Source organism: Arthrobacter sp. B0316-1-20 (genome assembly GCF_059091865.1).
This window is the reverse complement of sequence record NZ_JBNHHC010000078.1, coordinates 1-11,175: the sequence shown is the minus strand read 5'-3', so window position 1 is coordinate 11,175 and position 11,175 is coordinate 1. Positions and strand designations below refer to the sequence as shown.

Below are 11,175 nucleotides of genomic sequence, written 5' to 3'. Positions count from 1 at the left end.
GTCGGCATCAACCATCGCTTCGGCAGTCGTGTCGACGTTCTCCTCGGGCATTCCCCACCGGCGCAGTTATTCATTTCAGTAGCCGGTCACCGCTGAACGGCGCCACAGCGGGCCGCGGCCAGCTCCACGGCCTGTGCCCGCGCTGCGGACGCCTCGTCGGCGGTCAGCGTGCGGTCGTCGGCACGGAACCGCAGCCCGAAGGCCAGCGACTTCTTGCCGGGCTCGATTCCGCTGCCGGAGTAGACGTCGAACAGAGCGATGTCCTCCAGCAGTTCACCGGCGCCTTCACGCAGCGCCTCGCGGACCGCTTCGGCCGGAACGGACGAATCCACCACCAGGGCCACGTCCTGGGTGGAGAGCGGGAAGGTGGACAGTGGCTTGGCAACGATGACGTCCGCAGCGGCCTCGAAGAGAGCCTCGCCGTCCAGTTCCATCGCGGCGGTACGCGCCGGCAGGTCCAGGTCTGCCAGCAGCTTCGGATGCAGCTCGCCGGCGTAGCCGACCACTTCGCCGGTGCGCAGGGAAAGCTGGGCGGTGCGGCCGGGATGGAAGGCCTGGTGCTCGCCCTGGGCGACCACGAGTTCGACGCCGAGGACGTCGCCGACGGTCAGCGCGGCATCCACCGCATCAGACCATTCCCAGGCCCGCGGGGTGAATCCGGCACCGGGTGCAGCCTCATGCCCGGTCAGGACCGCTCCCACGTGCCAGGGCTGTTCCGGGATGCCGGCGAACAGCTCCTCCAGCACCTCCTCGGACGGCTTGACGCCCAGCGGCGGCAGCACCGGAGACCCGAGCTGATCGCCGGGCAGGAACACTAGCCCGCCTTCGTACAAAGCCAGATCGCGGAAACCACGGGAATGGTTGCGGCGGGCGGTCTCCAGCAGTCCGGGGAGCAGGGTGGTGCGCAGGTAGCCGAATTCGGCCGAGATCGGGTTCGCCAGCTTCAGCGCCGCGACCTCGGACCCGCCCCGGGGTGTGCCGAAAGTCGTGTTCTGCTCCAGGGAGACGAACGGGTAGCTGAGCACCTCGGTCAGGCCCGCGTCGGCCAGCGACTGCAGCACGCGGCGGCGCTGCTGCTGGCTTCGGGTGAGGCCGCGGCCAGGCGGCGCCACCGGCAGGGTGGCCGGAATCTGGTCGTAGCCCACTAGCCGGGCAATCTCCTCGACCAGGTCTTCCTTGATGGCCAGATCGGGGCGCCAGCTCGGCGCCGTGACGCGCAAACCGCCGTCGTACTGTTCGATCGATGCGCCGATCCCGGTCAGCGCTGTTTCGATCTGCTCTGCGCTGTACTCCACGCCGATCAGACGGGAGGCGAATCCCTCGGGCAGGTCGATCACCGTGGGCGCGGGACGGGTTCCGGCATCCGTCGCCGTGGGGTCGGCGGTGCCGCCGGCGAGCTCGACCAGCAGGTCCACGGCACGCTGCGCCGCCTCGTCTGCCACTTCCCAGTCCACTCCGCGCTCGTTACGCTTGGACGCCTCCGAGGGCAGCTTGTGCCGGCGCCGGGTGCGGCCCATGGAGACGTCGTCGAAGTGTGCCGACTCGATGAGCACGTTGGTGGTGCCGTCCCCGACTTCGGTTTCCGCGCCGCCCATCACGCCGGCCAGCCCGATGGCGCCGCGGTCGTCGGTGATCAGCAGGTCCTCGGTGGAGAGCTTGCGCTCCTTGCCGTCCAGCGTCACCAGGGTCTCCCCCGGGTTGGCCCGGCGGACCACGATCGGTCCCTGCAGTTTGTCCACGTCGTAGAAGTGCAGGGGCTGGCCCAGTTCCAGCATCACGTAGTTGGAGATGTCCACCACCAGCGAGATGGAGCGCATGCCCGCCAGGCGAAGCCGCGAGGCCATCCACTGCGGGGTCGGGCGCGAGGCATCGACGCCGCGCACCGCGCGCGCCACGAACCGGTCGCAGCCTGGCTTGCCGTACACCGGGGCCTGGTCTTCGAGCCGGACCGGGTAGCCCGCGCCGCTCGCCTCGGCAATTTCGACCTGCGCGGCCGGATCGGTGAACGAGGTGCCGGTCGCGAGCGCGTATTCGCGGGCCACGCCGCGGATGGAGAAGCAATAGCCGCGGTCGGGGGTCACGTTGATCTCGGCCGCCTCGTCGGTCAGGCCGAGCAGTTCGATCGCGTCGGTGCCGAGTTCCGGGTCCAGGCCAAGCCGGGAGAGCACAATGATGCCGTCGTGGTCGTCGCCGATGCCGAGTTCGCGGGCAGAGGCGATCATCCCGGCGGAGGTGTGGCCGTAGGTCTTGCGCGGGGTGATCCGGAAGTCGCCGGGGAGGGCGGCGCCGGGCAGCGTCACCACGACCTTGTCACCGGCCTCAAAGTTGTGGGCACCGCAGACAATGCCTTGCACGCCGGACGGGTCGATCCCGTCGCCGGTGAGGCTCTGTTCAGCGCCTTCCGGCACCACGCGGACGTGGCACCAGTTGATGGTCTTGCCGTTGGTCTGCGGTTCCTTGACCACATCCAGGACCTGACCCACCACGATCGGCCCGGAGATCGAGTCGGACGGACGGTGCACGTCCTCTTCTTCGAGGCCGACCTTGACCAGGTCGGCCATGACATCCTCGGCCGTCGCGTCAACGGGAACCTGCGCATATTCGCGCAGCCAGGAAAGGGGAATACGCATAGTTCTAGATCTCCATCCCGAAGTGCTGGCTGAAGCGGACGTCGCCTTCGATCATGTCGTGCATGTCCGGGACGTCGTTGCGGAACATGAGGGTGCGTTCAATGCCCATGCCGAAGGCGAAGCCGGAGTAGACCTCCGGGTCAATGCCGGCGGCGCGCAGCACGTTCGGGTTGACCATGCCGCAACCGCCCCACTCGATCCAGCGCGGTCCGCCCTTGGCGCCCGGGTGCCAGATGTCCATCTCGGCGGAGGGCTCGGTGAACGGGAAGTACGCCGGACGCAGCCGGATTTTCGCCTCGGCGCCGAACATCTGCCGGGAGAAATGCTCCAGGGTGCCGCGCAGGTCGGCCATCGTCAGGCCCTTGTCCACGGCCAGGCCCTCGAACTGGTGGAACACCGGCGTGTGCGTGGCGTCCAGCTCATCGGTCCGGAAGGTCCGGCCGGGGCACAGCACGTACACCGGAAGGTCCCGTTCCAGCATGGAGCGGACCTGCACCGGAGAGGTGTGGGTGCGCAACACCAGGTGCGCCTCCGGCGGCTCCACGAAGAAGGTGTCCTGCATCTCGCGCGCCGGGTGGTCCGGCTTGAAGTTCAGGGCGTCGAAGTTGAACCACTCGGATTCAACTTCCGGCCCTTCGGCGATCTCCCAGCCCATGCCCACGAAGATGTCGCTGACCCGCTCCTGCAGCGTGGAGAGCGGATGCCTGGCACCGGCACGGCGGCGCCGCGGAGCCGCGGTGACATCCACTGCTTCCTCGACGAGGATCTGTGCCTCCCGCTCGGCTTCCAGCTCCGCGGTGCGGGCAGCCAGCGCCTGGTTGATACGTCCGCGGGCCGGACCAATGATCTTGCCGGCGGCCGCTTTGTCTTCTTTGGCCAGCTTGCCGATTTCTCGGTTGGCCAGGCTCAGCGGGGACTTCTCGCCGGCATGGGCGAGCCTGGCCGTCTTGAGCTCGTCCAGGTCTGAAGCGGCCTTGAAGGCCATCATCGCCTGCTCGACGGCGGCGGCGACCGCCGCTTCATCAAGCGGGCTCGGCACGAGCTGCTCCTGGGCTGGGGGTGTCACGTCAGACATGTGCTGTTGGGACCTCGGAATAGGTTAAAGGGTTTCTGCCCGCGCACGGGCAACCACACCAGTCTAGTTCACGGGCAGGCACCGGCCCGAAACGCCTACGATGGGCCCATGACGCCGTTTGAAAAGCTGCGCGCCGGCTGGAATCTGCTCAACGGCTCCACACTGGCCGGACTGGGCCTCGCCGCGGCGGTCCGCTGCAGCCTAACCCGCGGCCCCAAGGGCCTAATCCTGGCGCACGGCTACCGGCCCTGGCTGCCGAAGGCCGCCGCCTTCACGGTGGGCAATGTGGTGCTCCTGCGCCGGACGGCGGCCGGCCTTGCCGACAACCCGCAGCTGCTTGGCCATGAGTCACGCCACAGCACGCAATATGCACTGTGCCTCGGTTTGCCGTTCCTGCCGCTCTATGCCTGCGCCGCCCTGTGGTCTCTGTGGCGGACCGGAGATCCGGCATCGCGGAACATTTTCGAACGGCACGCGGGCCTGAGCGCCGGCGGCTACATCGAACGGACGGTCCGGCGCGGTCCGGGCCGTCGCCGCGATACGGCCGCCCAACTGGTGTGACCCACGACCCACCGCCCCCTCCATGTTCCATCCGGAGGAGCCGCGCCCTCACCAACCGCCGCGCGTCGGCGTATGCCCCTTCCGGGCATCGTCGGGCATGGCCATCTCGGCCCGCAGCCCTAGGAGCCGAATAGGACGGCCGGCTTCGATCCCGGCGGTGAGGTCCAAGGCCCGCGCGAGGATGTCGTTCCGGTCGAAGGTCTCGGGAATCTTCCGCGCGTGGGTCTTGGTGATGAACGGCGCGTACCGAACCTTGAGGGTTAGCCCGACCACGGGCCGCCCCTCGGCCACAACATCCTCAAGGACACGCGCTGTCAACTCCCTCACGGCGCCGTCGACCTGGGCAGGCTCGGTCAGGTCGCGCTGGAAAGTGATCTCCCGGCTGTGCCCGCGGGCAACCCACGGCGTGTCGTCCACAACACTGGCGCCCTCCCCGCGCCCGAGTTCCGCGTACCAAGGACCCATTCTGGGGCCGAACTCCGGAACCAGGTCCTGCGGGTCGGTGGCCGCGAGCTCTGCGACCGTGTTGATGCCGAGTTTGGCCAGCCGGCCCGACACTTTGGTCCCGATGCCCCACAGGTCCCTGGTGGGCCGACCACCCATGACGTCGAGCCAGTTCCCGGCTGTGAGCCGGAAGACGCCGGCCGGCTTGCCGAAACCGGTGGCGACCTTGGCTCGGACCAGGGTGTCACCGATACCCACGCTGCAATGCAGCCGAGTGCGATCCAAAACAGCAGCCTGCACCTGCCGGGCGTAGGCTTCCGGGTCTTCCGCCTCGGTGCCCACAAAGGCTTCATCCCAACCCAGCACCTGCACGGTGGCACCGGGCTGCGCGCGCAGGGTAGCCATCACCGTTTCGGACGCCGTGAGGTAGGCCTCCTGGTCGACCGGTAGGATCACGGCGCCTGGCACCTTCCGGGCAGCAATCCGCAAGGGCATTCCGGAACCCACACCGAATGCCCTGGCTTCGTAGGATGCGGTCGACACCACGGCTCGTTCCGTGGGATCTCCCCGACCGCCGACGATGATCGGCTTGCCCTTGAGCTCCGGCCGCCGGAGCACTTCCACGGCCGCGATGAACTGGTCGAGATCGACATGCAGCACCCAGCGGATTGCGCTCACGCCACCAGTCTGCCCCAAACATCGCTTGGCGGGCACCGCTCTCCCCCGGGAGCTTGTCTGGTCACGCCCGCGGGGATTTTCTGAATGCCGGGGATGGGCTTCGATTAGAAAATGTGTTCTAATGAAAACATGCGCTGGGATGGACAGTTAGTCACCGCCGAGTCTCCCGCTGCGTTGCCGGGGCTGGCGAAACTGAGCAACCTTGTGCGCAGCGTTCAGACGCCGGAGTTTGCAGGAATCACCTTCCACGAGGTGCTGGCGAAATCCGCGCTCAGCCGGGTTCCCAGCCAATCTGCGATGCCTTTCGCGTGGACCATCAACCCTTATCGGGGCTGCTCGCATGCATGCGCCTACTGCTTCGCCCGCAAGACCCACAGCTATCTAGGTCTCGATACCGGGTTGGACTTCGACAGCCAACTGGTGGTGAAGATCAACGCCGGCGAGGTGCTGCGCCGGGAGCTTGCCAAGCCGTCGTGGAAGCACGAACACGTGGCCATGGGCACCAACACGGACCCGTACCAGCGGGCAGAAGGCCGGTACAAGCTCATGCCCGACATCATCAGGGCGCTGGCCGGTTCCGGAACGCCGTTTTCCATCCTGACCAAAGGGACTCTGCTGGCCCGCGATCTGCCCTTGTTGCATGACGCGGCCAAGGACGTCGTCGTCGGCATGGGCATCTCGCTGGCCATGACGGACGCCGGACTGGCGCACCGGGTGGAGCCGGGAACACCGACGCCGCGGGCCAGGCTGGACCTGATTGCCAAGCTCAGTGACGCGGGTCTGCCCTGTTCCGTGATGGCCATGCCGATCCTGCCCTGGCTGACGGATTCCGAGGAGGCGCTCGACGACCTCTGTGCCTCTGTAGCTGCCGCCGGTGCCACCAGCATGACCGCCGGCGCACTGCATCTTCGTCCCGGCGCGCGGGAGTGGTACATGCAGTGGCTGGCCAAGGAATACCCGCAACTGGTCGGCAGCTACCGTCGCCTCTACAACGGCGGAACCTATGCTGCCAAGGATTACCGTCGCTGGCTGGCCGCCCGGGTGGGCGCCGCCAAGCGCCGGCACGGCTTGGAGAGGTCAGCGCGGCTGCGCCAGGTCGAGGCGCGGGAGCAGGCGGACACGACCTCCGCTCCGGCGCGCTCAGGGCCGGCGGCGGCCGACCAGGCTACGTTGTTCTGAGCGCTGCCCGCTGAGTGGGCGACCGTCAAGCGGGGCGACCCACTACCCTGACCGCCTTGAGGACAGCCGCGACGATCGGGAAGTCGGCCGGAATCCACGGCAGTGCGGTGGCCTCGCGCTCGTCCAGCCCGACCCAGCGCAGTTCGTCGTGGTCTTCAAGCGGCTCCGGCCGCCCGTCGGTGATGTACGCACACCACACCCGCATGGCCGCCGTCTCGTTGAGCGGCCAGCCCTGCTCGAGCGGACCGGCCACCTCCGCACCAAGCTCAATCCCCACCCCCAGCTCCTCGCGGATTTCGCGCCGGAGGGCGTCCTCGCAGCTCTCCCCCGGCTCCACTTTGCCGCCGGGAAACTCCCACAGGCCCGCCAACGACTCTGGCGCCGTGCGACGCGCCGCGAGCAAGCTGCGAGGTTCGTCACGGAGGTCGAGGATGGCCGCGCCGACAATTTGTTTAAGGCTCTGTTGCACGCCGCTCAGTCTACGGTGCCCGGGTCCGGCTCCTGGATGCGAACGCAACAGGATTATGGTGCTCACCACAGGCCCGCCAATCCCGGAATGGGGCGTGGCGCAGCGGTGTTGCCATACTGTAACTGCCGGAGCACGCTCCCCGGAGCCCAACCACCTCCGCCGCGCTGGCGCGGCAACTTTCTTTCCTCTGCCTCCCCTGCCGCCCAAACGAAAGCCACCATATGAATCGCCCTGTCCTAGCCGACACACGGACACACACCGCCAAACGCCGGACGGTGTGGGCCATCGTTGCACTGGCTATGGGCGGGTTTGCCATTGGGACCACGGAATTTGCCATCATGGGCCTGCTGCAGAATGTGGCGGAAGGCTTGGACATCAGCATCCCGGAGAGCGGTCATCTAATCTCCGCCTACGCCTTGGGCGTGGTGATCGGGGCCCCGCTGCTCGCGGCCCTCGGGGCCAAACTGCCGCACAAGTACATGGTGCTGGGACTCATGGTGCTGTTTACGCTCGGAAATCTTTCCTCGGTCCTGGCGCCCGACTATGGCACCATGCTGGTGACCCGGTTCATTTCCGGTCTGCCGCACGGCGCCTACTTCGGCGTGGCCGCGGTCTTGGCAGCCTCGTTAGTGTCGCCTACCCGCCGGGCACAGGCAGTTGCCATGGTGATGCTCGGGCTGTCCGTGGCCAACGTCGTCGGTGTTCCGATAGTGACGTGGCTGGGTCAGCAGTACGGCTGGCGGCTCATGTTCGTGGCCGTCGGTTTGGTCGGCGCGGTCACCGTGCTGATGATCCAGCGCCTTGTCCCCTTCAGTCCGGCGCATGAGGAAGCGGGCATCCGCCGCGAACTCCGCGCGTTGAAACGGATTCAGGTCTGGCTGGCGCTGTTCATTGGCGTGGTTGGTTTCGGCGGATTCTTCGCCGTGTATTCCTACATCAGCCCCACGATGACGGATGTGACCGGGCTGGACCCCGCCGCCCTGCCCCTGATCGTCGGCCTCTACGGCTTGGGCATGGTCGTCGGCACCTTCATCGGCGGCCGGTTGGCGGACAGGTCCGTGATGGGCACCATCTATCAGGTCATGACGGCTATCGTCGTCGTCCTGGTGCTTTTCTGGGCCGCCTCCTCGATAGCGATGCTGGCAATACCGTTGGTCTTCCTCCTCGGCGTCGCGGGATCCAGCCTGATCCCCGCGCTGCAAACCCGGCTGATGGACGCCTCGCCGGATGCCCAGACCTTGGCGGCGTCGCTCAACCACTCCGCCTTGAACATGGCCAACGCGTTGGGCGCTTTCTTGGGCGGCGTGGTGATTTCTTGGGGCTGGGGCTACGCCGCGCCGGCGCTGGTCGGCGCCGGGCTGGCCGCCTTGGGCCTGGCCATTGCCGGAATCAGCGGCGCGGTCGAGAAGAGGCACAGCCGGACGTGGCAGCAGGCAGCGCAGGTGCCGGAATCAAACATGTCCTCAGCAGGCACGGCCGGTCAGGATTAGGCCGGGCCCATTGAGTGGCCAACAGATTCCGAGCGGAAAATGTCCGGCTCCAGATAGATGACGGCGGCGATCGGCAAGGCCTCGCGGATGCGCTTTTCGGCACCGTTAATCAACCGCGCAATTTCCTGGCCCGAGTCGCTGCGCCCCACGCTGATCTTGGCCGCAACCAGCAGTTCCTCCGGTCCCAGGTGCATGGTTTTCAGGTGAATGATCCGCGTTTCCTGGTCGGCTGCGATGGCGTCCTCGATGAGCCGCAGATGCTCCCGCGAGGCTGATTCGCCCAGCAGCAACGACTTGGTCTCAACGGCGAGCACGGCGGCGATGGCCACCAGCAGCAAACCGATCATGGCCGTGCCTGCCGCGTCCCACAGACCGTTGCCGGTCAGCAGGGTCAGTCCGACGCCGAACACCGCGAACACCAGCCCCAGAAGGGCGCCAAAGTCCTCAAGCAGGATCACCGGGAGTTCAGGCGACTTCGACCGGCGGATGAACTCGACCCAGCCGGTGGTGCCGCGCGCGGGGTTGGACTCCTTGATCGCGGTGCGCAGGGAAAAGGATTCGGCGATGATCGCGCCGGCCAGTACCGCCAAGGGGACCCACCACCAGAAGCCTTCGATGGGATGCGGGTCCTGCCACTTGTGGTAAGCCTCGTACAACGCGAAAAGGCCGCCGACGCTGAACAACACGATCGAGACGATGAACGCGTAAATGTACCGGTCCCGGCCGTAGCCGAACGGGTGGCTGGGACTCGCTTGCCGTGCGGCTCGTTTGCCGCCCACCAGCAGCAGTACCTGGTTGCCGGAATCTGCCACCGAGTGGATGGCTTCAGCCAACATCGACGACGACAGGGTCAGCAGATACGCGACGAACTTCATTGCGGCAATGGCCAGATTGGCGGTCAACGCCGCGACGATAGCCTTGGTCCCTCCGCTAGCTGCCATCCCGCGCCCTCCCGGTAGGATCCGATGGCCGCAGTGATGCGGCACCGGTTCTTACCGTACCTTCAGGCCGGGCCGAGCGGCAGTGGCTAAACCGGCTGGTCGCCCCGCCGCTGGGATCTGGCCGAGGCGTACAAGCAGACCGTGGCCGCCGTACCGACGTTCAGGCTCTCGGCTTGGCCGTAGACCGGCACGGCTACCCGGTGGGCTGCCGTAGCGAGCTCCTCCGACGACAGCCCCTGGGCTTCGTTCCCGAAGAGCCAGGCAGTCGGCGCCGCCAGGTCGGGAAGTGCGCCGTCGTCGTTGGAAGCGGAGCCGTTCCCCAACCGGCGAAGTGCACTGCGGTCCTGCAGATCGTCCAAGTCGATCGTGCCGTAGCCGTCGGCAGCGAGCATGGTCAGGCCGGCTGCCCGCAGGGCGGCGGCCAGTTCATCGAAATCATGTCCAGTGACCACGGGCAGGTGGAACAGCGATCCAGCAGTGGAGCGCACCGCCTTGGGGTTGTAGATATCCACGCTGGAGTTGGTCAGCACCACAGCGTCGGCGCCGGCGGAATCGGCCGCCCGCAGGATGGTGCCGGCATTGCCGGGGTCCTGCACCCGGACCATGATGGCCAGCAGCAGCGGCTTGGCCTGCAGCACTTCATTGAGCGGCCGATCCAGGTAATTGCAGACCGCCACGATCCCTTGCGGGTTGACGGTGTCGGCCATGGCCGCAAGGACCGCGTCAGTGGCCAACCGCAGCGGCGCCGTGTCGGCCAGCTCCGCGAGTTCTGGCAAACGGTTCAGGCAGGCTTCGGTGGCAAAAACCTCGGCCACAATCCCGTTCCCTCCGGATACCATCTGCGCGCGGTGGGCGGACAAGGCCTCGCGGACGGCCTGCGGGCCTTCGGCGAGGAACTGGCGGCGCTTTAAACGCACCGAGCGCCCGGCAAGCTTGGCCACGTCCTTGACCCGATCGGCTCGGGGGTTGGACATGATCGCTTGCGGGCGCCCGGTAATGCTCATACAGCGACTATAACGTCGCCATATGGCGGATTATGCATCCGGTGCTTACTCGGCAACCTTCTGGCGGGCTTCGCCGCCGGCGGGCTCGTAACCGGCAGCCTTGGCGGCTTCGACGGACTCGAACCAGTACACGGGGGTGGTGTTTTCGTACCAGGTGGAGCCCGGGACGTGGTACTTCTTCGACTGGTTGCCCTTGATGCTGTAGCCGGCGGGGGCGTCTTCGCCGTCAACAGCCTTCACAGCGCCAGCAACTTCGCCGGCTTCGGCGGCGGGTGCGGCAGCCTTGGCACCCGGACCGGCCTTGGCGGCCGGCTTGGCAGCAGCGGCCGGGCGCTCAGCGGGAGCAGAGGTGTCGGCAGGCAGCGCGTCCTTGGCAACCTGCACCAGTGCAGCGAAGGCACCGGCGTCGGAGACAGCCAGTTCGGCCAGCATGCGGCGGTCAACCTGCACCTCGGCAGCCTTCAGGCCCTGGATGAGGCGGTTGTAGGTCAGGCCATTGGCGCGGGAGGCAGCGTTGATGCGCTGGATCCACAGGCGGCGGAAGTCACCCTTACGCTTGCGGCGGTCGCCGTAGCTGTACACGAACGAGTGCAGCAGCTGTTCCTTTGCCTTGCGGTACAGGCGGGACCGCTGTCCGCGGTATCCGGCAGCCCGGTCCAGGATGACCCGGCGCTTCTTGTGGGCGTTGACCGCCCGCTTCACAC

General features: G+C 67.1%; 10 protein-coding genes. 3 read left to right on the top strand and 7 right to left on the bottom strand.

Annotated elements, in window-relative coordinates:
- Nucleotides 1-86: 86 nt before the first annotated feature.
- On the bottom strand, nucleotides 87-2,630 hold the full coding sequence (gene pheT / locus AC5RW2_RS38210; protein WP_493964068.1) for a phenylalanine--tRNA ligase subunit beta: 2,544 nt from the start codon (nucleotides 2,628-2,630) through the stop codon (nucleotides 87-89).
- A gap of 4 nt (nucleotides 2,631-2,634) precedes the next feature.
- Nucleotides 2,635-3,705, bottom strand: a complete 1,071-nt coding sequence (gene pheS, locus AC5RW2_RS38205; protein WP_493939785.1) for a phenylalanine--tRNA ligase subunit alpha — start codon at nucleotides 3,703-3,705, stop codon at nucleotides 2,635-2,637.
- Nucleotides 3,706-3,813: 108 nt separating this feature from the next.
- Between pheS and AC5RW2_RS38200 the strand changes: the two genes are divergently transcribed.
- Complete coding sequence (locus tag AC5RW2_RS38200; protein ID WP_493952342.1) at nucleotides 3,814-4,266, top strand: hypothetical protein; 453 nt, start codon at nucleotides 3,814-3,816, stop codon at nucleotides 4,264-4,266.
- 48 nt (nucleotides 4,267-4,314) lie between these two features.
- On the opposite strand, the gene AC5RW2_RS38195 is transcribed toward AC5RW2_RS38200, so the two are convergent.
- On the bottom strand, nucleotides 4,315-5,388 hold the full coding sequence (locus AC5RW2_RS38195; protein WP_493964067.1) for a DNA polymerase IV: 1,074 nt from the start codon (nucleotides 5,386-5,388) through the stop codon (nucleotides 4,315-4,317).
- Between the two features lie 129 nt (nucleotides 5,389-5,517).
- Between AC5RW2_RS38195 and AC5RW2_RS38190 the strand changes: the two genes are divergently transcribed.
- Nucleotides 5,518-6,567, top strand: coding sequence for an Rv2578c family radical SAM protein (locus tag AC5RW2_RS38190; RefSeq protein WP_493964066.1), 1,050 nt, complete (start codon nucleotides 5,518-5,520; stop codon nucleotides 6,565-6,567).
- Between the two features lie 25 nt (nucleotides 6,568-6,592).
- Here the strand turns inward: AC5RW2_RS38190 and AC5RW2_RS38185 are convergent, their stop codons facing one another.
- A complete protein-coding gene (locus AC5RW2_RS38185) occupies nucleotides 6,593-7,036 on the bottom strand; it encodes a (deoxy)nucleoside triphosphate pyrophosphohydrolase (RefSeq protein WP_493964065.1) in 444 nt (147 codons plus the stop codon).
- A gap of 221 nt (nucleotides 7,037-7,257) precedes the next feature.
- Between AC5RW2_RS38185 and AC5RW2_RS38180 the strand changes: the two genes are divergently transcribed.
- Nucleotides 7,258-8,526 carry an MFS transporter gene (locus AC5RW2_RS38180; protein ID WP_493964064.1) on the top strand — a complete coding sequence of 423 codons (1,269 nt, stop codon included), beginning with the start codon at nucleotides 7,258-7,260 and terminating at the stop codon, nucleotides 8,524-8,526.
- On the opposite strand, the gene AC5RW2_RS38175 is transcribed toward AC5RW2_RS38180, so the two are convergent.
- The 3 genes from AC5RW2_RS38175 to rplT form a co-directional block, all read right to left on the bottom strand.
- The gene (locus AC5RW2_RS38175) at nucleotides 8,523-9,467 is read right to left on the bottom strand and encodes a cation diffusion facilitator family transporter (protein ID WP_493964063.1); all 945 of its coding nucleotides are present in this window, start codon (nucleotides 9,465-9,467) and stop codon (nucleotides 8,523-8,525) included. The genes AC5RW2_RS38180 and AC5RW2_RS38175 overlap by 4 nt on opposite strands.
- 86 nt (nucleotides 9,468-9,553) lie before the next feature.
- Entirely contained in the window at nucleotides 9,554-10,471 is a 918-nt protein-coding gene (locus AC5RW2_RS38170) for a TrmH family RNA methyltransferase (protein ID WP_493964062.1), read from the bottom strand.
- 45 nt (nucleotides 10,472-10,516) lie between these two features.
- Complete coding sequence (rplT, locus tag AC5RW2_RS38165; RefSeq protein WP_494075154.1) at nucleotides 10,517-11,173, bottom strand: 50S ribosomal protein L20, sunset domain variant; 657 nt, start codon at nucleotides 11,171-11,173, stop codon at nucleotides 10,517-10,519.
- Nucleotides 11,174-11,175 lie beyond the last annotated feature (2 nt).